The following is a 22,432-nucleotide window of genomic DNA, read 5'->3' as shown; positions in this document are numbered from 1 at the left end:
CACCCCCACCGCCCCCAGCACCAGCACGATCACCACGGTGATCAGCCAGGCGCGCTGGGCGATGCGCTTGCGTGCCGTATCGAAGGCGCCTTCCACGGTGTGGCCGAAGCGAAGCCGGTCCTGGGCCTGGTGGTTGTAGGCCTGCACGGTCTTGATCTGGCCCAGGGTCTCGCCGACATAGCTGCCCACGTCGGCGATGCGGTCCTGGCTCTGCCGCGACAGGCTGCGCACCCGCCGACCAAAAAGGAGGATCGGCGCCACCACCAGCGGCAACGCCACCACCACGATGCCGGTCAGCTTGGGGTTGGTGATGAAGAGCAGCACGATGCCGCCCACCAGCATGATGCCGTTGCGCAGCGCCAGGGACAGCGAGGAGCCGATCACCGACTGCAGCAAGGTCGTGTCGGCAGTCAGCCGTGACTGGATTTCCGAGGCCCGGTTGCTCTCGAAGAAGCCGGGGTGCAGCTCGATGAGGTGGTTGAACACCCGCATGCGGATATCCGCCACGAAGCGCTCGCCCACCCACGACACCAGGTAGAAGCGGGTGAAGGTGCCCACAGCCAGGGCCACCACCAGCGCAAAGAAGAACAGGATCGAATGATTCAGTGCCTCTGGCGACTGGGTCGCCAGGCCACGGTCCACCAACAGGCGAATGCCCTGCCCCATGGACAGGGTGATGCCGGCGGTGAACAGCAGCGCCAGCAGGGCACCGATCACCCGGCCGCGGTAGGGCGCGACGAATTGCGCCGCCATGCGCAGGGCACCGCGCCGGCGAGAGGAAAGCAGACCCATGCTAGGACTCGATCAACGGGAAGAAGCGACACTCTGCGGGTTTTCCGGGTGCTCCGCCAGCCAGCCGACGGCACAGAGGAACAACGCCGTCAGGTTGGTAGACACCGGGTTGAAGGCCTGCACCAGGAAGCCCGGCGCCACCATCGCCACGTCCACCAGCAAGCCGACCAAGGCCAGCGCACTCAGGGCCAGCGGCCAGCGACGCCTGCGCACCACCAGCAATGCCAGGGCCAGCACCACCTCGGCCACACCGGCCAGGGCCGCTAGGAGTCGCGCCTGCTCGAAGCCGTGGGCACGGATCATCTCCAGTTCACCCGGGCTCAGCCAGAGCAGCTTGGGCACGATGCCGTGGTAGAGGAACAACAGCGCAAGCCCCCAGCGGGCCAGGCTGGCGTACAGCCTGGGATCAGCGCTCGCCATGCAGGAAGCGCCTCTCATGATCGGGATGGGGCAGCATGCACACCGGGTGCCGGCCAAAGAGCCGGTAGCGGTTCAGGGCAACGCGGTCGTAGAGCCAGTCCCGCACGGGCGCGGGCACCACGCGGAAGAGCCTCAGCCAGTGCCAGGGTGCCGGCAATTGCCCGAGCACCCGCAACACCGCATCGGTACGCACATGCAGGCGCTGGCCCTCGATGTAGGCCAGGGTCTCGAAGTGGTCGGTGGGCAGGCCGTACCAGGCGAGCAACGCCTGCCCCTCGGGAGACTGCACCGACGCGAGCTTGAGGCGTTCGCGACGGTCATGCCGGATCAGGAAGCGTGCCCAGCCGTTGCAGAGCTTGCAGACGCCGTCGAACAGCACCACGCGGTCGTCCGGACCGATGAAGGGCGGTTGGGTCTCACTGGGCATGATCCAGCTCCGGGGAAAATGTGGGCAGATGATAGGCGCGCTTCAGTGCGCTGCGAAACGGTAATGACCCAGGATCGGCCAGCGGAACAGGATGTCCTCCTCCCGCGTCCCCTGGCCGATGTTGTGCAGCGCCAACGGCGTACCCTCGCGGCTGCGCCGGTCGGAAATGATGCCGATGTGCTGCAGGCCACGCCCCAGGTCCCAGGTGACGATGTCGCCGGGTTGGTAGTCGGCGGCAGCCTGCCCGACCTTGAGGGACAGGCCCTGGCGGTCGAACCAGGTCATCAGGTTAGGCACCCGGCGATGATCGATGTTGGGATCGGGGCGTTTCAGCCCCCAATGCCGGGGATAGGCAGAGAAGTGCCGGCGCATGTCCTCGTGGACGCGCTGCTGGAGGTCCAGGCCCTGGGCGCGGAGCGCGCGGATGACCACGTCGGTGCAGACACCGGTCGCTAGTGGCACATCCCCGCCGGGGTAGGCAATGCGCCGGTAGGCGGGGTCATAGCCGAGGGTCACCCCCACCTGGGTACGGGCCGCCTCCACCAGGCGCCCGCCGTCGACGGCCGCCCACCCGGCCAGGCAGAACCACCACAGGCCAATGCCCAGTACGAACCTGAATGCCTTGCTGCACATGCCGGCCTCCCTTGCTGGCGCCCTGGCGAACGGGCACGGATCCAGGCGCCACCCTAGCTGGAAACATCCAGGACGTCATGGCGCTGGCGCACAGTGTGGGAAGGAGGCGGGAGAAGAGGGAGATCGAAAGGGAGATGAAACCGGAAAAGGAACCTGCCGCCCCGGTCCCCATGCTCGACGCCCCAACCATAAGCCCTGAGGAGATTGCGCCGGGCATGGGAGCCGGGACAGCAGGCCTGCACACCCTACCCACCGCCTGGCCACCAAGCCAGGGCGGAGAGTCGACTCAAGGCTGTCGGCCTGGCCGATCAGGCTGTAGCCATCGGCCTACTCGCCCTCCTCCGCTGCCCAACCGACGGGATACAGCAGCTCCTCGCGATAGCCCGACCAGACCCGTATCGCATCCGGGAATGCGGCATCCAGCGCCGGATCACCGCTGTCCACCAGCAAGGGCCGCCCCTCCAGGGTCGCGAGCTTGCGCTTGGTCGCCACCACCCTCAAGCGGTCGAGCCCGACGGCGCGCAGCACGCGGGGGCTGATCTGCTGGTTGCCGCGCCCGATGATGTGGCCCTGGCCGCCAATGGCGGTCACCAGGATGAACGCCGGGTGGTCCGATACCAGCGCCAGCAACTCGGCCTCCGTCACGTCGCGGGCAATTACCTGCCCGTTCTCCACCACGTCCACGCCCAGCAGCGTGCCATCCAGCCCCAGGTTGGCGGCCAGCCCGTGCAGGGTCGACCCCGGACCGAAGACGTAGCGCACACCGGGCTGCCATTCCTCCGCCAGCCAGTCGGCCAGCTCCAGCAGCACCAGCTCCTCCGACTCCACACCACCCTGCTTCACCTGCTGCATGAAGTGGCCCTCCACCGGCACCGTCAGCTCCCCGTACCAGCGCGAGGCCACACGCCCATCACGCAGCGCCGCTTCGTCCAGGTCACGCACTTCGCCACTGGCCAGGCGCACCAGGCCGCCCTCCACCAGGCGCCGGGCCAGCTCCCCGGCGGCGCGGGGGCTGATGGCGTAGACACCGGACTGGATCTTCACCCCGGCAGGAATGCCCAGCACCGGCTGGCCTTCCCGCGCCACGTCCCCCACATCCCGGGCCGTACCGTCGCCACCGGCGAAGAGGATCAGCGAGACACCCGCCTCCTGCATCGCCTGCACCGCTCGACGGGTATCGTCGGCACCGCTCGGCCCGTCCAGCGTGCCCAGCAAGCGATGACGAAAGCCCATCTGCGCCAGCAACTCACCGCCCATGGCGCCGGGCAGGCAAAGGAACTCGATGCGCTCCGCCAGCCCCAACAGAGGCTCCAGGGCCAGGCGCGTACGTTGCTGGGCCTGAGGCACGGCGCCGCGCTCCAGTGCGAGCCCGGCCACACCGTCGCTGCCCCGCAATGCCGCGGGGCCACCGACGCCGGCCAGGGGATTGATGATCAGACCCATTCGGAATATCGACATGCACACCTCGTCTGAACGTTTCCTGCCGCGCCCGGGTCAACCGCTGCGGCTGCGCTGGCACAGCAACTGCTTCGGGCTTCCGACCCCGAAGATGTGACGTTTTCCCGGCGCTATCGCCTTCATCTTGCCTTCATCTGAGGGACCTAGACTGCGCACACCACCTGATGAGGAGACCTCCCCATGAGCCTGCAGACCCGCACCGAAAACCGTCGCGTCGTTCCGCTCAAACCCGAGCAACCGGTGGGCGGCGCCATCATCGATGCCCAGGGACGCGAGATCCCCATTACCGAGGGCATGATCCAGCGCGCCTGCCGTGAGCTGGACCGGCAATCGCACTCCGGCTCCGCTCGCCAGGGCTAGGATGGCCAGACATGAAAAAGCCCCGGAAACGGGGCTTTTTCATGTCCACGTGAATCAGGCGCCGCGGGATGCGCGGGTGCCCTTCTTCTTGTTCTGCAGGATGTGCGAGAACACCGCGTGCAGATCGTCGGAAGCCGTCTCGCCATCGAGGTTCAGCTTGGCGTCGACGCTGTCCATGTGGCGCATCATCAGCTCCACGGCGGTGTCCTCGTCACCCGCCTCGATCGCGTCGATCACCCGGTCGTGCTCCTCGTCGGAACAATGGGTGCGACTGCTGCTTTCGTAGAGCGCGATGATCAGCGATGTCTGCGAGATCAGGCTGCGCAGGAAGCCGAGCAGCGTGTAGTTGCCAGCAGCCTCGGCCAGCTTGAGGTGGAACTCACCGGACAGGCGGATACCCATCCCGCGATCGCCCCGGGCGAAGCAGGCGCGCTCCTCCAGCACCATCTGGCGCAACCCGGCGATCTGCTCGGGGGTGGCGTTCTTGCAGGCCAGTTCGGTGATGGCCCGCTCGATCATCCGGCGCGCGTAAAAGATCTGCCGCGCTTCCTCGGCACCCGGACTGGCCACCACGGCCCCACGGTTCGGCCGCAGCAGCACCACGCCCTCGTGGGCGAGGCGGGACAGGGCGCGACGGATGATGGTGCGGCTCACGCCGAAGATCTCGCCGAGGGCTTCCTCGCTGAGCTTGGTGGCCGGTGCCAGGCGCTGCTCGAGGATGGCTTCGAAGATGTGCGCGTAGACCACCTCGTCCTGGGTGCCACTGCGCGTGCCTTTGGTGGCGCGCGGCGGTTTCTTCAGACTTTGCTCGACGTCGTTCATGAGGACCACACAGTGAAGTTCAAAAGCGGGAATGGGCTGACACTATGCCGGCGGGATGCCGTTACGCCAGCACCCGAGCCATCAGCCGCATGAAAGTGTGGCGCATTGTACACAAACCGCTCGTAGCTCACAGAACATCACGCTTTGGAGGCACTCATCGGCGACTCCGGCAACTGCAGCGGCAGGTCGAGCCGGCGAGCCTCATTGGCCAGGTGCTGGCGCATCAGATCAGCGGCCAGGACGCTGTCGCGGCGGCGAATGGCCTGGACCAGCGCCTCGTGCTCGCGCACCCGGGCCTCAAGCTGGTCGGCGCCCTGGCGCAGCAACACATCGCTGCGGGCCAGCGCATCACCAGCCTGGCCGACCAGGTGCTGGAAGATGGGATTGCTGGTGAGGCTGCCCAGCAGCCGGTGAAACCCCAGGTAGGCCTCGACGAAGGCATCCAGCGCGCCGTCCTCGGCAGCATCGCGCAGGTCCAGCAGGCGCAGGCGCAGGCGATCGAGGTCGGCACTGGCGATGGACTGCGCCACCAACCCCACGATGAAGGGCTCCAGCGCATAGCGCAGCTCGAGGATATCGGCCATGCGATGCCCGGCCGCCACGCGCGGCTCCGCCACGTCGACGGCCTCCCGCGCCAGCACCTGCACCCCCTTGCCGGGCAGCGAGCGCACCATGCCGAGGGTCTCCAGCACGGTGACGGCTTCCCGCAGGCAGGGCCGGCTGACCCCGAGCTGGTCGGCCAGCTCCCGCTGCCCCGGGAGCATCTCCCCGGCGGGCCAGCGGCCCTGCTCGATGGCTTCACGCAACGACTGCACAACCGAACCCACCAGGGTGGTAGACATGGATTCGCTTCCTCCTCGATCCATTCAGGCCCGACGCCGGGCAGCATCATGCCTGCCCGGTCGGCCCGCACTCAATCGGCAGAGGCCCGCGCCTTGAAGGCCAGCCCCTGCTCACCGGCCAGCACGCCGCGGGCCCGCTGCAGGTCGATGTCCTGCTCCCAGCGGGCGATGGCGACGGTGGCCACGCAGTTGCCGATGAGGTTGGTCAGCGCACGGCCGATGCCCATGAACCAGTCCACCGAAAGCACCAGCACCAGCCCGACCACCGGGATCGCCGGCACCGCCGCCAGGGTTGCCGCGAGGATCACCAGCGCCGATCCCGGGATGCCGTGGGCGCCCTTGGAGGTCACCAGGGAGACCAGCAGGATGGTGAGCAGGTCATTCATTGCCAGGGGCGTGCCGGTGGCATGGGCAATGAAGACGATGGCCAGGGTCAGGTAGATGGAGAAACCATCCAGGTTGAAGGAGTAGCCGGTAGGGATCACCAGCCCCACGGTGGAACTGCGGATGCCCAGGTGCTCCAGCTTGCGCATGACCTGGGGCAGCACCGCATCGGAGGAGGCGGTACCCAGCACGATCAGCAACTCCTCCCGCAGGTAGCCGAGGAACGGCAACAGGCGCAGCCCCGACACTCGCAGCACCGTCCCCAGCACCAGCAGCACGAAGGCCGTGCAGGTCAGGTAGAACACCAGCACCAGTCCGCCGAGGTGGCGCAGGGAATCGACGCCGTACTTGCTGGTGGTGAAGGCGATGGCGCCGAACACCCCGATCGGCGCCAGGCGCACGATCATTCCCATGATCCGGAAGATCACGTGGCTCAGCTCACCGATCAGCCGGGCAATGCCGGCCGCCGACTCACCGGCCATGTTCAGTGCGCACCCGAACAGCACCGAGAACACCAGCACCTGGAGGATGTCGTTATCGGCGAAGGCACCCAGTACCGAGTTGGGGATCAACCCCATCAGGAACGCCACCGGCCCATGCAGGTCGCCGGTGCGCGAGGTGTAGGCCGCCGCATCGCCGGCCGGCAGCTCGCTGAGGTTGATGTTGGCGCCCTCCCCCAGCCCGGAGCCGTAGGCCACCAGCAGGCCGATCAGCAACGCCAGGGTCGTCAGCACCTCGAAGTACACCACCGACTTGAAGCCGATGCGGCCCACCTTCTTCAGGTCGCCGGCACCGGAGATGCCACTGACCACCACGCAGAACACGATCAGCGCGATGAGCATCTTGATCAGCTTGATGAAGCCATCCCCCAGGGGCTTGAGCTGCGCCGAGAACTCGGGGAAGCCGACGCCACAGAGGATGCCGATGACCAGGCCGATGACGACCTGAAGGAAAATCGAGCGCGAACACCACTTGAGCATTGGAGTGATCTCCTGGGGTGCCTTCGCGGCGCGCAGCAGGGAGCCACGGATACCGGAGGCTTTGTTGTTGTGGTCTTACCGGTCAGTCCAGCTGTCGCAGTCTAGGGCCGTCAAAATCCGTACACAAGGCCCCGCAAACTCCAATTGACTTTTTTGTACACAAACACATAATCCGACTGCATACTTTCTGACCCAAAAGTCAGAAAAATGCGTCAGCCCGCCGGGCAAACACCTCAAGGCTTCTCCCTCAGTGCAAGGGACCCAGGTAACCAGCCGGGAAGAAGCTCACAACAACGAATGAGAGGTACCTGCTGTGGAACGCACCAGACAACAAGAACAAAACCTGTACGCCGAAAGCCCTCCTGCCCAGGGCCTGCTCGACCGCCTCTTCAAGCTCACCCAGCACCGCACCACCGTGAAGACCGAACTGGCCGCCGGTCTCACCACCTTCATCACCATGGCCTACATCATCTTCGTCAACCCGAACATCATGGCGGACGCCGGCATCGACCACGGCGCCGCCTTCGTCGCCACCTGCCTGGCTGCCGCGTTCGGTTGCTTCCTCATGGGGCTCTACGCCAACTGGCCGGTCGGCCTGGCACCGGGGATGGGCCTCAACGCCTTCTTCACCTATACCGTGGTCAACACCATGGGCTACAGCTGGCAGATCGCCCTCGGCGCGGTCTTCCTCTCCGGCGTGCTGTTCATGGTGCTGACCTTCTCGCGCATCCGCGAATGGCTGCTCAACAGCATCCCCAGCAGCCTGCGCTTCGCCATGGGTGCCGGGGTGGGCCTGTTCCTCGGGCTGATCGGCCTGAAGACGGCCGGCATCGTGGTCGCCCACCCCTCGACCCTGGTGCACATCGGCGACCTGACCTCCCCCGGTCCGCTGCTCGCCGCCATCTGCTTCCTGATGATCGCGGTGCTGGAATACCGCCGCGTATTCGGCGGCATCCTCATCAGCATCCTCACCGTCACCCTGGTCGGCGTCGGCCTCGGCATCGTCAAGTTCGGCGGCGTGTTCTCCATGCCCCCGAGCCTGGCACCCACCTTCATGGCGATGGACATTGCCGGCGCGTTCAACGTGACCATGGTCAGCGTCATCCTCGCCTTCCTCTTCGTGCACATGTTCGACACCGCCGGGACGCTGATGGGCGTAGCCCAGCGCGCCAACCTGGTGAAGGAGGACGGCCGCATCGAGAACCTGTCCAGGGCCATGAAGGCCGACAGCGCCTCCAGCGTGTTCGGCGGCGTGCTCGGCGTACCGCCGGTGACCAGCTATGTGGAAAGCGCGGCTGGTGTGGCTGCGGGCGGAAGGACCGGCCTGACCGCAGTCACCGTGGGCGTGCTGTTCGTCGCGGCGATGTTCTTCGCCCCGCTGGCCGGGATGATCCCCGCCTACGCCACCGCTGGCGCCCTCATCTATGTGGCGATGCTGATGATGGGCGGCATGGCCCACATCGACTGGGACGAACACACCGAGACCATCCCCGCCATCGTCACCGTGATCATGATGCCGCTGACCTTCTCGGTTGCCGACGGCATCGCCCTGGGCTTCGTCAGCTACGTCGCCATGAAGGCCTTCACCGGCCGCTACCGTGAGGTGTCCCTCAGCCTCTACGTGCTCTGCGCGATCTTCATCGCCAAGTTCATCTTCCTCTGACCGCCCCGGAGCCTCGCGCGCCGACCGCGAGGCTCTCCTCCGCCCCGGCACTCAGTGACACAACGCCAGCAGGTGCGGCCGATAAGAGCCACCCGGCTCCTCACTGATCGAACACCTGAAGCTCAGCCGCGTCGGGCCGGACAACCACCCCACCTCCTCGAACACCCGTACTTCGGCAGTCACCTGCTGCACCAGGTAGCCCCGGTTGCAGCGGCGCTCCTCCCGGGTCGCAGGTTCGCGCGCGATGGAAGCGAAGCACCACACGCGTCCACCCGCCTCGACACGGTGGATGCCCAGGCACAGAACCGTCAGCTCAAATTGCACGTCGCGTCTCCTTTCGCGAAACACCGGGGCAGCCAGTCCCCGCAGTAAGAAAGCCCTCCAGCCGTCGCTGCACCGCCCTGGCCGGGGGCCACGCGACCGCCCGAGTGGGACAGGGCACCTTCCTGGCACCCCATCCAACCCAGGAGCGCGCGGGATACCAGGAGCGGGCAACCACGCGACGGTTGGAGGGCGAAACCTCCGCAACCGACGTCATCACCCTTCCTCCCAACCGCCAGCACCAGAAGGCGGATTGACCGGGAGGAGGATCACAACGCCCGCCTGCGGAAACATCCCAAAGATAGAATACGTATCGTATTCGATGACACAACCCTGTAATACACAAGGTCACTGGCGAATGGCAATACGGCGCGTAATGTCGCCCTCCATGAAAAAATGGAACCTGCTGGCCAAAGCCAGGATGAAAGAACTGGGCGTCACCCAGGAGCAGTTGGCCGAACGGATCGGCGTGACCCAGGGCGCGGTCGCGCACTGGCTGAACGGTCGCCGCGAGCCCGGGCTGACGAGAATCAACCGGATACTCGCCTGCCTGCAGATGCCGACCCTCAGCATTGGGGGACAGCTCGTGCAATCGGCCCATGACCCCGATGGCAATGAAGAGGCGCGCGAGATCCCGGACGGAATCATCCCCATGACCATCAGGGAATCCGAAGCACCCCGCTACGAGTACGAAATCGAGCTGCCACTTCTGAAGGAAGCCACATCTCTGGAGGAAAACAGCACCTCCCTGGAGGAGCTGGACTACTCAGGCATCCGCTTCAGCCGACATGCACTTCAGGCGCGCCAGATCGACCCGGCCCTCGCCGCCTGCGTCATCGTCTGTGGCGACAGCATGGCGCCTCTGTTTCCGGACGGCGCCATCCTCGGCATCGACCGTGGCCGCCGCGAAGTCATCGACGGCAAGACCTACGCCCTGCTCGATGCCGGCATGCTCCGGGTGAAGGTCCTCCACCGCCTGCCCGCCGGCCAGGTGCGCCTGCGCAGCTACCAGCGGGACGAGTACCCGGATGAAGAGCGGGCGCTGGCCGAGCTGGAGATCGTCGGCCAGGTCTTCTGGTCCTCGGTGCTCTGGTAGCGCCCCGCAACCGCCAGCCGATCCGGGCTGCTCGCACCTGAGCGGCCCGTCCCACCAAATTCCAGGTAAAAAAAAGCCCGCAGTGTGAACGGGCTGGGAAAAGGGACTCGTTGAAGAGTCACGAGGATGGTGTCGGTTCTCTAGCTGCCCCGGTAGGTGGAGTAGCTGTAGGGGGAAATCAGCAGCGGGACGTGGTAGTGGTCCTGCTTCGCATCGATACCGAAGCGCAGCACCACCACATCGAGAAATGCCTGGTCGGCCAGTTGCACGCCGCGCTTGCGGTAGTAGTCACCGGCATGGAAATGCAGCTGGTAGACCCCGGTCGCATAGTCCTCGCCCTGCAGCAGGGGCGCATCGCAACGTCCATCGTCATTGGTGGCGGTGCGGGTGATCAGCTCCAGTCCACCGTCTTCGACACGGTAGAGCTCGATGCGGATGTCATGGCCCGGGCAGCCATGGGCTGCATCCAGTACGTGAGTAGTCAGTCGTCCCATTGCGTCTCCAGCCCCCGACGCCTGTCCGGCGCCCTGCAAGGGCCTTGCCTCCTGTGATGCGTTCCAATGATGCGGAGCGCCACCGGACGCCCCGTCACGGGGCAGCGCATGGCGCGAAACGAGTCCGAATATACCTCAGCAAAAATAAAACTGTATACAAAATAATGTGCAAGCTGATCGCTCGACCGACGCGCAACTCGCCGACCGTTCCAGAACGCTGCAAACATCACCTGACAGGGGCTTGCCGATCAATAACTGACCGACTGGGCAGATTTCTTGCAAGCACCACGGGCAGCCCCTGAGCAAATAATCGATTTACAAGTGCGAGGCTTGTTTGTATACAATCACGCATCACGTTCACCTGCCCCTGTGAACGCACCAGAAGAAGGAACACAGCAGTGAGCTCCGACTACCCACGCGACCTGATCGGCTATGGCGCCAATCCTCCCCACCCGCACTGGCCGGGTGAGGCCCGTATCGCCCTGTCCTTCGTCCTCAACTACGAGGAAGGCGGCGAGCGCAACATCCTCCATGGGGACAAGGAGTCGGAAGCCTTCCTCTCGGAGATGGTCGCCGCGCAGCCCCTGCAGGGCGCCCGCAACATGAGCATGGAATCCCTCTACGAGTACGGCAGCCGTGCAGGTGTCTGGCGCCTGCTGCGCCTCTTCGAACAGCAGGGCATCCCGCTCACCATCTTCGCCGTGGCCATGGCCGCCCAGCGCCATCCGGACGTGATCCGCGCCATGGTCGAGGCCGGCCACGAGATCTGCAGCCACGGTTACCGCTGGATCGACTACCAGTACATGAGCGAAGAGCAGGAACGCGAGCACCTGCTGGAGGCCATCCGCATCCTTACCGAGCTGACCGGCCAGCGTCCGCTGGGCTGGTACACCGGCCGCACCGGTCCCAACACCCGCCGCCTGGTGCGCGAGGAAGGCGGCTTCCTCTACGACTCGGACACCTACGACGACGACCTGCCCTATTGGGACCCGGCCAGCACGCCGGAGAAGCCCCATCTGGTCATCCCCTACACCCTGGACACCAACGACATGCGCTTCACCCAGGTGCAGGGTTTCAACAAGGGCGACGACTTCTTCGAATACCTCAAGGACGCCTTCGACGTGCTCTACGCCGAAGGCAGCGCCGGCGCGCCGAAGATGCTCTCCATCGGCATGCACTGCCGCCTGCTGGGTCGCCCGGCACGCCTGGCCTCGCTGGCACGCTTCATCGACTACGTGAAGCAGCACGACAAGGTCTGGTTCGCCCGCCGCGTCGACATCGCCCGCCACTGGCACACCCACCACCCGTTCAAAGGAAACGCCTGATGAGCCGCTTCCAGCACATCACCCCCTCGGGCCTGTCCCGGGACGCCTTCGTCAGCGCCTTCGCCGACATCTACGAACACTCGCCCTGGGTGGCCGAGCGCGCCTACGACCTGGGCGTGGATGCCAGCCTCGACGAGATCGAAACGCTGCACCAGCGCATGGCCGACATCCTCCTCAGCGCCAGCCATGACCAGCAACTGGCCTTGATCAACGCCCACCCGGACCTGGCCGGCAAGGCCGCCGTGCGCGGCGAGCTGACCGAAGCCAGCACCAACGAACAGGCCGGGGCCGGCATCCATGAGTGCACGCCCGACGAGTTCGCCCGCTTCACCCAACTGAACGATGCCTACAAGGCCAAGTTCGGCTTCCCATTCATCATGGCGGTGAAGGGCAGCAACCGGCACCAGATCCTCGCGGCCTTCGAAGAGCGCATCCACAACAGCGCCGAGGCGGAATTCCAGCGGGCCCTGGCGGAAATCAACAAGATCGCCCTGTTCCGCCTGCAAGTGATGTAGCCGACCACCCGACCTTGCGTAACCACAGAAGAACAACAATGCATCCACGCACCCTCCCCAGCCGGCACGCCGCCTCGTCGCGATTGCACACCCCGACCCGCCCGGGTCTGGCGTGCAGCCCCGCGGCCTGCGCGGTTGCAGCGTGGGGCGGATGCCGCAGCGACTCAGGGCACCATCCGGCCCTGAGTCACCTGCCACACCCTGGGCGCCACTCCGCCCCAGGCCCTGCCTCCCCCTCGCACGCCCATCGCCGGGCAGCCACGCGCTCCGCGCAGGTGCTGCCACAGCCACTGGGCAAGGGGCGCCTGCACCCGGGCGCCCCATTCCTCCCGCGCCTACCGGCGCGGGCACCTGAAACGAATCAGTAGAGCAGCCATGCGAATCCTCAAGATCGAGCCCCTGACCAAGGAAGCCTTCGCCCCGTTCGGTGACGTGATCGAAACCGAAGGCAGCGATTACTTCATGATCAACAACGGCTCCACCCGCCGTTATCACAAGCTGGCCACGGTCGAGACCGCCCAGCCGGAGGACCGGGCGATCATCAGCATCTTCAGCGCCCAGGCCCTGGAAATGCCCCTGAGAATCCGCATGCTGGAGCGCCATCCGCTGGGCAGCCAGGCTTTCATCCCGCTGCTCGGCAACCCCTTTCTGGTCGTGGTCGCGCCACTTGGCGATGCACCTGTACCGGGCTTGGTCCGTGCCTTCCTCACCAATGGCAGGCAGGGCGTTAATTACCATCGCGGCGTCTGGCACCACCCGGTGCTGACGATCGAAAAGCGGGATGACTTCCTGGTGGTTGATCGCAGTGGTTCAGGCAACAACTGCGACGAGCATTACTTCACCGAGGACGAGCACCTGGTCCTCGACCCCCACCACTAATAAGAGAAGCCCGGCGTTCGGCGTGTCGATCCCGGGGAAGAGGTACGTACTGTGGAAGCACATCTGACCGAATGGCTGAACCTGAGCATTCGCTGGGTACACATGATCACCGGCATCGCCTGGATCGGCGCATCCTTCTATTTCGTCTGGCTGGAGAACAACCTGAACCGGAAGAACCCGCGCGACGGGCTCTCGGGTGACCTTTGGGCCATCCACGGCGGCGGGATCTACCACCTGGAGAAATACAAGCTGGCACCGCCGAAAATGCCGGACAACCTGCACTGGTTCAAATGGGAGGCCTACTTCACCTGGATGTCGGGCGTCGCCCTGCTGACGGTGGTCTTCTACCTCAACCCCACGCTCTACCTGATCGCACCCGGCGTCGACCTCTCGCCCGCAGCGGCCATCGGTATCGGCATCGGCTCGCTGGTCGCCGGCTGGTTCATCTACGACCTGCTCTGCGACTCGCCCCTGGGCAAGCAGCCCGCCCTGCTCGGCCTGATCCTCTTCGTGCTGGTGATCGGCGCGGCCTGGGGCTTCACCCAGGTGTTCAGCGGCCGTGGCGCCTACATCCATGTCGGCGCGCTGATCGGCACCATCATGGTCGGCAACGTGTTCCGCATCATCATGCCGGCACAGCGTGCACTGGTTAAGGCCATCGAAGAGAACCGCACCCCGGACCCGGCGCTGCCGGCCAAGGGCCTGCTGCGCTCGCGCCACAACAACTACTTCACCCTGCCGGTGCTGTTCATCATGATCAGCAACCATTTCCCGAGCACCTACGGCAGCCAGTACAACTGGCTGATCCTGGCCGGGATCGCGGTGATCGCCGTTCTGGTACGCCACTACTTCAACACCCGCCACGACAGCAACAAGTTCGCCTGGACCCTCCCGGCCGGCGCACTGGGCATGATCTGCCTGGCCTTCGTCACCTCGCCGAACTACAAGGCAGCGACCCCGGCCCCGGTCGTCAGCGCGCCCCAGGCTCCGACCAGCGCACCCGCGCAGGCTGCCGAACAGCCCGCCGGCCAGGCGCCCCAGGCCAGCGCCAGCAACGGCTCGCCGCAGTTCGACAAGGTGCACAGCGTGATCCAGGAACGCTGCACCGTCTGCCACTCCGCCAAGCCCACCAGCCCGCTGTTCACGGCGGCACCGGCTGGCGTGATGTTCGACACGCCCCAGCAGATCCAGGCCCTGGCGCCCAAGATCCAGGCCCAGGCCGTAGCCAGCCAGATCATGCCCCTGGGCAACATCACCCAGATGACCCCCGAGGAGCGGGAGCTGATCGGCTCCTGGATCGCCCAGGGGGCCCGCACCGAGTGATCCCACGGCGGGCCGCATTCCCCCAAGCTCTGCGGCCCGCGATTCGCCTACCTCCGGGTAGGCTTTTTTATCGCGTCGCGGCGGGGCGGGTTCGTCTCCCTCCCCCGCCTTTATCCCTCCTGCCCGGCACGCCTGTGCCGGCTGCTGCATCGATACCCCGGCCCATCGACCTGAGGCGATGGGCCCGACGGCTCAACAAGAACAAAAGCGCCCGAGGTGTTGCATGACCCAACTGACAGCCCCCGCTGTGGCTCCGGCCGACCAGCGTCTACCCCTGATGCAGCTGCTGCTGGTCGGCCTCCAGCATGTGTTGCTGATGTACGGCGGCGCCGTGGCCGTTCCCCTCATCGTCGGCCAGGCCGCCGGCCTCTCCCGGGAAGAGATCGCCTTCCTGATCAACGCCGACCTGCTGGTGGCGGGCATCGCCACCCTCGTGCAATCCATCGGCATCGGCCCGGTGGGCATCCGCATGCCGGTGATGATGGGCGCCAGCTTCGCTGCGGTGGGCAGCATGGTGGTGATGGCCGGCATGCCCGGCGTGGGGCTCCAGGGCATCTTCGGCGCCACCATCGCCGCCGGGCTGTTCGGCCTGGTCCTGGCGCCGTTCATGAGCCGCATCGTCCGCTTCTTCCCTCCGCTGGTCACCGGCACGGTAATCACCTCCATCGGGCTGAGCCTGTTCCCGGTGGCGGTGAACTGGGCCGGGGGCGGCAGCAAGGTCACCGAGTTCGGCGGCCTCCAGTACCTCGCCGTGGCTGCACTGGTGCTGGCCATCATCCTGGTGGTGAACCGCTTCCTGCGGGGCTTCTGGGTCAACGTCTCGGTGTTGATCGGCATGGGCATCGGCTATGTGCTGGCCGGTTGCCTGGGCATGGTCGACCTCAATGGCCTGGGACAGGCGCCCTGGCTGCAGGTGGTGACGCCGCTGCATTTCGGCATGCCCACCTTCGAGCTGGCACCGGTGCTGTCCATGTGCCTGGTGACGGTGATCATCTTCGTCGAGTCCACCGGCATGTTCCTCGCCCTGGGCAAGATCACCGGGCGCGAGATCTGCCCCAATGCCCTGCGCCGCGGCCTGCTCTGCGACGCGGGCGCCTCCTTCGTGGCCGGCTTCTTCAACACCTTCACCCATTCGTCCTTCGCCCAGAACATCGGCCTGGTGCAGATGACCGGCGTGCGCAGCCGCTACGTGACGGTGGCCGCCGGCCTGTTCCTGCTGGCCCTGAGCCTGGTGCCGAAGGCCGCCTTCCTGGTGGCTTCCATCCCGCCGGCCGTACTCGGCGGCGCGGGCATCGCCATGTTCGGCATGGTGGCCGCCACCGGCATCAAGATCCTCCATGAAGCCGACATCACCGACCGCCGCAACCAGTTGCTGGTGGCCGTCAGCATCGGCCTGGGCATGGCGCCGGTGGTCAGGCCGGACCTCTTCGCCCATCTGCCCCACTGGATGGAGCCGATCACCCACAGCGGCATCGCCATGACCACCCTCAGCGCCCTGCTGCTGAACATCCTGTTCAACGTGCTGGGCGAGAAAGACCGAGCCCACCACTGCCACGCGACCCACTGAATCCCCCATTGCTCCCACCCGCAGCGCGCCTATCCGGTGCCGTCGGGGCTGCCCGACCCGCCCATCCGGCGGGTCTTTTTTTGTCGGCTCGCTCCGCAGCGATCACCTCACGCACGCACGTTCAGGCCCGCACGACCACTCGCCATTTTTGTACACAAAACCATCGATTCCTGTTACCAAAAACAGGTGTCACTGCTATAGTTCGAAACCTGACCCCGCGTTCAATTTATCGAACCGCATCCCGGTCGCACCTACCCGATAGACGCCCAGACCGACAACAACAACAGGCAGGCCTCTCGATCATGCAGACGACACTCTTCTCGCTCCACGCCCGCGCTCCAGCGCCCAGGTTCCACCCGGACGGAAACAGCCCGTCCGGCGTCCTCCCCGACTCGGCCTGACCGGGTCAAGCACCTTCCCCCTCCTAGCCACCTCGTGCTCCACGAGGTGCGGCGACGCGTGCGGGGATTTCCAACCGAAGCCCTGAAAAACAAGGAAAACACGATGCGCACCAAGCTCCTGCCTGCCAGCCTGGCACTCGCGACCGGCCTGCTGGCCTGCAACCAGGCCCTGGCCGATGGCCCCCTGCTGTGGCAGAACAACAGCGTCACCTACCTCTACGGGCAAGACTTCAAGGTCAACCCCGAAATCCAGCAGACCTTCACCTTCGAGCACGCCAGCGGCTGGACCTGGGGCGACCTGTTCCTCTTCGTCGACCAGATCAACTACAACGGCAAGGCCGACGCCAACGCCGGCAACAACACCTACTACGGCGAGATTTCCCCGCGCCTGTCCTTCGGCAAGCTGTTCGACCAGAAGATCGCCTTCGGCCCGGTGACCGACGTGCTGCTGGCCGCCACCTACGAGCGTGGCGAGAACCGCAACCAGAACTACCTGCTCGGCCCGGGCTTCGACCTGGCCCTGCCCGGCTTCGACTACTTCCAGCTGAACTTCTACTACCGCAAGCCCGACGGCATCACCAAGAACCCGTCCGGCCAGTGGCAGGTTACCCCGGTGTGGTCCTACACCGTGCCGGTGGGCAAGTCCGACATTCTCATCGACGGCTTCATGGACTGGGTCTGGAACAACAAGGACGCCACCACCAACCGCCCCAACGACCTGCACGCCAACCTGCACTTCAACCCGCAGATCAAGTACGACCTGGGCAAGGCCCTGGACCTGGGCGCCAAGCAGCTCTACGTGGGTGTCGAGTACGACTACTGGAGCAACAAGTACGGCATCGACGACAACAGCTTCCTGGGTGACAAGATCCTCGGCGGCACCGACCAGAACACCGCCAGCCTGCTGGTCAAGGTGCACTTCTGATCGCGCCATGAAAAAGGGGACGGCGCCTGCGCGCCGTCCCCTCGCTTGAAACCGCTTCGATCAGCTGGCGCGAGCCAGGTTGCGCAGCGCCTTGATCTGGTCATGGTTGCGCTGGACGCCCAGCAGCTGCCGCTCGACCAAGGTGCGTGCCTCGGTCGGCAGCTCCTTGCCCAGCGCCTCGCGGTAATGCTTGAGCGCCACATCCTCGCCACGCTCGCACTCGTTGAGAATGGCCTCCTCGCTCTTGCCGGTCACCAGCGCCTTGAGGTCCACCCAGCGGCGATGCAGGGCACCCGCCACGCTGGAGGACGACTCGGGCTCGCCCCCCAGGCTGCGTACCATCTGCTGAAGCTCGGCGACGGCACGGCCGCACTCCCGCGAGCGCTCGGTCAGGGTGGCCTTGAGCTGTGGGGTCTTCACGTGCTCGGCGCATTCGAGGAAGCCCTTCTCACCGTCCTTGCTGGTCTCGATCAGTTCGTTCAGCGCATCAATGGCGTGCTCGTTGTTCATCGTGCAGTCCTCTTTCCGGTTGACGGGCGGCCGGCGGTCGCCCGGCCTTCGTATTGGTGGACCGGGCGACCCAAGGGACGGTTCAAGCTTTTCGCCCACCGGCGTTACTGCCCTTGCGCCTCCTTGCGCTTCTGCCGTTCGAGGAAGTCCACCTTCCACTGCTCCATGCCCATGTAGCCCGAGTCCAGGTTGGCCTCCACGCGATAGCGAGCCTTCAATGCCGCCACCTCCTGTGCGTGTTCGCCCAGGAAGCGATCGAAGCGCTGCACCAGTTCGGGGTGGCGTACGGACGACAGGTGGAAATGGCTGCGGGTGTGGGGCAGCGAAGGGTCGAACACCAGCGCACCCGGGCGGGCCCGGACGTTGTCCAGGTAATAGGTGGCGACCACCACATTGAAGTAGGCGCCATCCGTATCCCGCCGCAGGGTCTGGTTGATCATCTGCCGCAGGTCACGGGCCTCCACCGGCTGGACCTGCCCCGCCTCGATACGCGACTGGTAGCCCCGGGGCGTCCAGCCCTTCACCAGGGCCAGCCGACGGATGCCGTCGAGCCCCTGGCCAGCATGTCGCGGGTCCACCAGCACGCCATCCACGTAGGCCACCACCGGCGCACTGTAGGTGGGCGCGTACCCGGGCGCCGCCGCACCAGCCCACTCGGGGTTGTCCGGGTAGCGCAGGTCCACCTCCCCCGCCGCCGCCCGCTGCGCCAGCTCGTTGACCGGTAATGGCCGGTACTCCAGCTGCAGGCCCTCGCTGCGGGCGAACAGGTCCAGCAGGTCGCGGCCGAAGCCGCGGTACTGCCCGCTCTCATCGAGCTGGTAGTGAGGTTGGAACGCCAGGTTCTCGACACCTACCACATAGCCCTGGGCCTGCGCCGCCAGCGGCAGCACGCCCACCAGCAAGCCCGCACAGGCGAGCCTGCCGGGAATCGACCTGCGGCGCCTCATTCACCGGTCACCAGTTGGCGGGCCAGGCGGTTGTGGCGCTCGAGCACCACGGGCAGGTCGACCGTCAGCAACTGGCCATCCCGCACCACCACCCGCCCGTTGATCACGCTGGTGGAGACCTGGGTCGGCGTGCAGAAGACCAGCGCAGCCAGCGGGTCGTGATGAGCCCCGGCATAGGCCACGTGCCCCAGGTCGAAGGCCACGAAGTCCGCCGCCATGCCCGGCGCCAGGGCGCCGATGTCGTCGCGGTTGAGCACCTTGGCACCGCCCAGGGTGGCGATTTCCAGCGCCTCGCGGGCGGTCATGGCGTCCGGACCGAAGCCGACCCGCTGCAGCAGCAGCGCCTGGCGCACCTCGCCGATCATGCTGGCGCCGTCGTTGGAGGCCGAGCCGTCCACACCGAGGCCCACCGGCACACCCGCATCGCGCATGCGGCGGATCGGCGCGATGCCCGAGGCCAGGCGCATGTTCGAGCACGGGCAATGGGCGACGCCGGTACCGGTGCGGGCGAACAGGTCGATGCCGTGCTGGTCCAGCTGCACGCAGTGGGCGTGCCACACGTCATGGCCGACCCAGCCCAGGTCCTCGGCGTACTCGGCGGGGGTCATGCCGAACTTCTCGCGGCTGTAGGCGATATCGTTGACGTTCTCCGCCAGGTGGGTGTGCAGGGAGACGCCGTACTGGCGGGCCAGCACGGCAGCCTCGCGCATCAGGTCGCGGCTCACCGAGAAGGGCGAGCACGGCGCCACCACGACCCGCAGCATCGAACCGTGGGAAGCGTCGTGGTAGTCCTCGATCAGGCGCTGAGACTCCTTGAGGATGTCCGCCTCCTTCTCCACCACCGAATCCGGCGGCAGGCCACCCTGGCTGCGACCGACGCTCATGCTGCCGCGGGCGGCGTGGAAGCGCATGCCGATCTCGCGGGCGGCGTGGATGCTGTCGTCCAGCTTGCAGCCATTGGGGTAGATGTAGAGGTGGTCACTGGAGGTGGTGCAGCCGGAGAGGATCAGCTCGGCCATGGCCGTCTGGGTGGACACCCCGATCATCTCCGGCGTCAACCGCGCCCAGATGGGGTAGAGGTTGGTCAGCCAGTTGAACAGCTCGCCGTCCTGGGCGGCCGGCACCACACGGGTGAGGCTCTGGTACATGTGGTGGTGAGTGTTGACCAGGCCGGGGATCACCACCTTGCCGGTCATGTCCAGCACCTCGTCGGCGCTCTGGGGCAGTTCGGCGCTCGGCCCCACCTGGCGGATGACGTTGTCCTCGATGAACAGGCCGCCCTGCCGGATCTCGCGGCGTTCGCCGTCCATGGTGACCAGCAGGTCGGCGTTCTTCACCAGCAATGTCTTGCCCATGCGTACTCTCCTCCGCCCTCGTGGGCGATCTTGTTGTTCAGGTAATGGTAAGTCGGCGAATCGAAAGGCCGGCCGCAGCCCAACCCAGCGCCCGACAGGGCACTCAGCGGTTCAGGGGGAATGCGGGAAGCGGTCCGGCGTCTCGATCAGCCGCCGGTGGCGCTCATGAAGCGGACCACCTGCACTTGCTGGTCGGCTTCGAAGTGGTGCCGTTCCGGCTTGAGCCGGAGCGCCTCCACGAGGGCCGAGCGCAGCCTGTCCGAATCGCCGGGGTGGCGACGGATCAATGCCTTCAGGTCGAGCGCGCCGTCACTGCCCAGGCACAGCACCAGCTTGCCCTCGGCGGTGACCCGCACCCGGTTGCAATCACCGCAGAAGTTGCGGCTGTGGGGTGAGATGAAGCCGACGTGGGTGTCGCTGCCGACCACCTGGTAGTAGCGCGACGGGCCGCCGGTGCGGTGGCTGCTGGGCAGCAGCTCGAAACGTTGCGCCACCCGCTCGCGCACCTCGTCCGAGGTGCACAGGGTGACCTTGCGCTCATGGCTGGAGATGCTGCCCAGGGGCATCTCCTCGATGAAGCTGATATCCAGGCCGCGCTCGACGGCGAAGGCCACCAGGTCCTCCACCTCGTCATCGTTGCGGCCCTTCTGCACCACGCTGTTGAGCTTGATGCGCCGGAAGCCGGCCCCACGCGCCGCATCGATGCCCGCCAGCACCTGGTCGAGCCGATCACGCCGGGTAAAGGCGGCAAAGCGTTCCCGCTGCAGGGAATCGAGGCTCACGTTCAGCCGGGTGACGCCGGCACCGCGCAGGTCGGCGGCAATGTGCGCCAGCTGCGAACCGTTAGTGGTGATGGCCAGGTCGTCGAGCTCGCGACGCTGGCCCAGGCGGCCAAGCAACCCGGTGAGGCCCTTGCGCACCAGCGGCTCGCCGCCAGTGACGCGGATGCGCTTCACGCCCAGGCCGATGAAGGCATCGGCGACGGTGTACAGCTCTTCGAGGCTGAGGATCTGGGCGCGCGGCGCGAAGACCATGTCTTCGCTCATGCAGTAGGTGCAACGGAAATCGCACCGGTCGGTGACCGAAAGACGCAGGTAGGTGATGGAGCGACCGAAGGGGTCGCGCAAGGTGTGGTCTGGCATCTTGAAGCCTGCCGCAGCACGCGCCGGTCGGGACCCGGCGGCATGGACGGATCGGCAGATAAGAGCAGAAAAAACACTTTTTGTATACAGGAATGCGGGGGCGGAACCCGCCAAAAGGCTGCCCGTAGCTTGCTTGAGAGCGCGGGAAAGCCGGTGCTACCATGCCCGCCCGCTCGCCAGCCGACCGTGAGGGCCCTCGGCGAGTGAACCAAGGAGCAGATGTGAGCAGTATTCGCGAGCGCAATAGAGAGCTGATCCTGAGCGCGGCCAGCGAGGAGTTCGCCGACAAGGGATTCGCCGCGACCAAGACCAGTGACATCGCCGCCAAGGCAGGCTTGCCCAAGCCCAACGTCTACTACTACTTCAAGTCCAAGGAAAACCTCTACCGGGAAGTGCTCGAGAGCATCGTCGAGCCCCTGCTGGCAGCCTCCCACCCGTTCAACGAAGGCGGCCACCCGGACCAGGTCCTGCGGGCCTACATCCGCTCCAAGATCCGCATCTCCCGCGACCTGCCCCACGCCTCCAAGGTGTTCGCCAGCGAGATCATGCACGGCGCGCCGCACCTGTCCGCCGAGCGCACCGCGCAACTCAACGAACAGGCCCGCCACAACATCGCCTGCATCCAGGGCTGGATCGACCAGGGCCTGATGGCGCCCGTCGATCCCAACCACCTGATGTTCAGCATCTGGGCCGCGACCCAGACCTATGCCGACTTCGACTGGCAGATATCCGTCGTCACCGGCAAGGCCAGCCTCAGCGACGCCGACTACGACGCCGCCGCCGACACCATCATCCGCCTGGTGCTCAATGGCTGCGAGGTGAAGCCGGCGCCCGAACGGCAGAGCGCCTGA

Annotated in this window: 24 protein-coding genes; 10 read left to right on the top strand and 14 right to left on the bottom strand. The window is 66.1% G+C overall.

Features of this window, described 5'->3' with window-relative positions; translation table 11 throughout:
- The 5 genes from SZ55_RS08870 to SZ55_RS08850 form a co-directional block, all read right to left on the bottom strand.
- Positions 1 to 792 (bottom strand): ABC transporter transmembrane domain-containing protein (locus tag SZ55_RS08870; protein WP_044404356.1); only part of this gene is annotated, 792 nt, incomplete at its 3' end.
- 12 nt (positions 793 to 804) lie between these two features.
- Positions 805 to 1,212 (bottom strand): DoxX-like family protein, encoded by a 408-nt coding sequence (locus tag SZ55_RS08865; protein WP_044404353.1) that lies wholly within the window; start codon positions 1,210 to 1,212, stop codon positions 805 to 807.
- Positions 1,199 to 1,642, bottom strand: coding sequence for a thiol-disulfide oxidoreductase DCC family protein (locus SZ55_RS08860; RefSeq protein WP_172435114.1), 444 nt, complete (start codon positions 1,640 to 1,642; stop codon positions 1,199 to 1,201). Before SZ55_RS08860 ends, SZ55_RS08865 begins: the two co-directional genes overlap by 14 nt.
- 39 nt (positions 1,643 to 1,681) lie before the next feature.
- Complete coding sequence (locus SZ55_RS08855; RefSeq protein ID WP_044404347.1) at positions 1,682 to 2,272, bottom strand: DUF1287 domain-containing protein; 591 nt, start codon at positions 2,270 to 2,272, stop codon at positions 1,682 to 1,684.
- A 327-nt stretch (positions 2,273 to 2,599) separates the two neighbouring features.
- Complete coding sequence (locus SZ55_RS08850) at positions 2,600 to 3,730, bottom strand: ATP-NAD kinase family protein (protein ID WP_044404345.1); 1,131 nt, start codon at positions 3,728 to 3,730, stop codon at positions 2,600 to 2,602.
- Positions 3,731 to 3,910: 180 nt separating this feature from the next.
- Between SZ55_RS08850 and SZ55_RS08845 the strand changes: the two genes are divergently transcribed.
- The gene (locus SZ55_RS08845; protein WP_044404343.1) at positions 3,911 to 4,090 is read left to right on the top strand and encodes a PA1571 family protein; all 180 of its coding nucleotides are present in this window, start codon (positions 3,911 to 3,913) and stop codon (positions 4,088 to 4,090) included.
- A 54-nt stretch (positions 4,091 to 4,144) separates the two neighbouring features.
- Here the strand turns inward: SZ55_RS08845 and SZ55_RS08840 are convergent, their stop codons facing one another.
- The 3 genes from SZ55_RS08840 to SZ55_RS08830 form a co-directional block, all read right to left on the bottom strand.
- A complete protein-coding gene (locus SZ55_RS08840; protein ID WP_044404340.1) occupies positions 4,145 to 4,912 on the bottom strand; it encodes a GntR family transcriptional regulator in 768 nt (255 codons plus the stop codon).
- Positions 4,913 to 5,049: 137 nt separating this feature from the next.
- On the bottom strand, positions 5,050 to 5,754 hold the full coding sequence (locus tag SZ55_RS08835) for a FadR/GntR family transcriptional regulator (RefSeq protein WP_044404337.1): 705 nt from the start codon (positions 5,752 to 5,754) through the stop codon (positions 5,050 to 5,052).
- Positions 5,755 to 5,825: 71 nt separating this feature from the next.
- Entirely contained in the window at positions 5,826 to 7,118 is a 1,293-nt protein-coding gene (locus tag SZ55_RS08830) for a C4-dicarboxylate transporter DctA (protein WP_044404334.1), read from the bottom strand.
- 313 nt (positions 7,119 to 7,431) lie between these two features.
- Here SZ55_RS08830 and SZ55_RS08825 point away from each other — a divergent pair, with 313 nt between their 5' ends.
- Entirely contained in the window at positions 7,432 to 8,781 is a 1,350-nt protein-coding gene (locus SZ55_RS08825; RefSeq protein ID WP_044404331.1) for an NCS2 family permease, read from the top strand.
- Between the two features lie 51 nt (positions 8,782 to 8,832).
- On the opposite strand, the gene SZ55_RS28280 is transcribed toward SZ55_RS08825, so the two are convergent.
- A complete protein-coding gene (locus SZ55_RS28280; RefSeq protein ID WP_044404328.1) occupies positions 8,833 to 9,105 on the bottom strand; it encodes a hypothetical protein in 273 nt (90 codons plus the stop codon).
- A 385-nt stretch (positions 9,106 to 9,490) separates the two neighbouring features.
- Between SZ55_RS28280 and SZ55_RS28275 the strand changes: the two genes are divergently transcribed.
- Positions 9,491 to 10,198 carry a LexA family transcriptional regulator gene (locus SZ55_RS28275; RefSeq protein ID WP_044404325.1) on the top strand — a complete coding sequence of 236 codons (708 nt, stop codon included), beginning with the start codon at positions 9,491 to 9,493 and terminating at the stop codon, positions 10,196 to 10,198.
- A gap of 140 nt (positions 10,199 to 10,338) precedes the next feature.
- Here SZ55_RS28275 and uraH read toward each other — a convergent pair whose 3' ends face one another.
- Positions 10,339 to 10,692 (bottom strand): hydroxyisourate hydrolase, encoded by a 354-nt coding sequence (gene uraH / locus SZ55_RS08810; RefSeq protein ID WP_044404322.1) that lies wholly within the window; start codon positions 10,690 to 10,692, stop codon positions 10,339 to 10,341.
- Positions 10,693 to 11,090: 398 nt separating this feature from the next.
- Here uraH and puuE point away from each other — a divergent pair, with 398 nt between their 5' ends.
- The 6 genes from puuE to SZ55_RS08780 all read left to right on the top strand — a co-directional run bounded on the left by puuE (position 11,091) and on the right by SZ55_RS08780 (position 17,627).
- Positions 11,091 to 12,017 (top strand): allantoinase PuuE, encoded by a 927-nt coding sequence (puuE, locus tag SZ55_RS08805; protein WP_044404319.1) that lies wholly within the window; start codon positions 11,091 to 11,093, stop codon positions 12,015 to 12,017.
- Entirely contained in the window at positions 12,017 to 12,532 is a 516-nt protein-coding gene (uraD, locus tag SZ55_RS08800) for a 2-oxo-4-hydroxy-4-carboxy-5-ureidoimidazoline decarboxylase (protein WP_044404316.1), read from the top strand. The genes puuE and uraD overlap by 1 nt, the downstream gene beginning before the upstream one ends.
- Positions 12,533 to 12,907: 375 nt before the next feature.
- Positions 12,908 to 13,411: an ureidoglycolate lyase gene (locus tag SZ55_RS08795; RefSeq protein WP_044404313.1), complete on the top strand. Its 504-nt coding sequence runs from the start codon at positions 12,908 to 12,910 to the stop codon at positions 13,409 to 13,411.
- 51 nt (positions 13,412 to 13,462) lie between these two features.
- Entirely contained in the window at positions 13,463 to 14,734 is a 1,272-nt protein-coding gene (locus SZ55_RS08790; RefSeq protein ID WP_044404310.1) for a urate hydroxylase PuuD, read from the top strand.
- Between the two features lie 223 nt (positions 14,735 to 14,957).
- On the top strand, positions 14,958 to 16,301 hold the full coding sequence (locus SZ55_RS08785) for a nucleobase:cation symporter-2 family protein (RefSeq protein WP_044404307.1): 1,344 nt from the start codon (positions 14,958 to 14,960) through the stop codon (positions 16,299 to 16,301).
- 504 nt (positions 16,302 to 16,805) lie between these two features.
- Positions 16,806 to 17,627, top strand: coding sequence for an outer membrane protein OmpK (locus SZ55_RS08780; RefSeq protein ID WP_044404304.1), 822 nt, complete (start codon positions 16,806 to 16,808; stop codon positions 17,625 to 17,627).
- Positions 17,628 to 17,687: 60 nt separating this feature from the next.
- Here the strand turns inward: SZ55_RS08780 and SZ55_RS08775 are convergent, their stop codons facing one another.
- The 4 genes from SZ55_RS08775 to moaA form a co-directional block, all read right to left on the bottom strand.
- Entirely contained in the window at positions 17,688 to 18,137 is a 450-nt protein-coding gene (locus SZ55_RS08775) for a ferritin-like domain-containing protein (RefSeq protein WP_044404300.1), read from the bottom strand.
- Between the two features lie 104 nt (positions 18,138 to 18,241).
- On the bottom strand, positions 18,242 to 19,084 hold the full coding sequence (locus SZ55_RS08770; RefSeq protein WP_082078181.1) for a substrate-binding periplasmic protein: 843 nt from the start codon (positions 19,082 to 19,084) through the stop codon (positions 18,242 to 18,244).
- The gene (locus SZ55_RS08765; RefSeq protein ID WP_044404294.1) at positions 19,081 to 20,439 is read right to left on the bottom strand and encodes an 8-oxoguanine deaminase; all 1,359 of its coding nucleotides are present in this window, start codon (positions 20,437 to 20,439) and stop codon (positions 19,081 to 19,083) included. The genes SZ55_RS08770 and SZ55_RS08765 overlap by 4 nt, the downstream gene beginning before the upstream one ends.
- Positions 20,440 to 20,585: 146 nt before the next feature.
- The gene (gene moaA / locus SZ55_RS08760; RefSeq protein ID WP_044404291.1) at positions 20,586 to 21,581 is read right to left on the bottom strand and encodes a GTP 3',8-cyclase MoaA; all 996 of its coding nucleotides are present in this window, start codon (positions 21,579 to 21,581) and stop codon (positions 20,586 to 20,588) included.
- Positions 21,582 to 21,802: 221 nt separating this feature from the next.
- Here moaA and SZ55_RS08755 point away from each other — a divergent pair, with 221 nt between their 5' ends.
- Positions 21,803 to 22,432 (top strand): TetR/AcrR family transcriptional regulator, encoded by a 630-nt coding sequence (locus tag SZ55_RS08755; protein ID WP_044404288.1) that lies wholly within the window; start codon positions 21,803 to 21,805, stop codon positions 22,430 to 22,432.

Source organism: Pseudomonas sp. FeS53a (assembly GCF_000931385.1).
GTDB lineage: Bacteria > Pseudomonadota > Gammaproteobacteria > Pseudomonadales > Pseudomonadaceae > Metapseudomonas > Metapseudomonas otitidis.
Note: the sequence above shows the minus strand (reverse complement) of the source record. Positions and strands in the feature narration are given on the sequence as shown.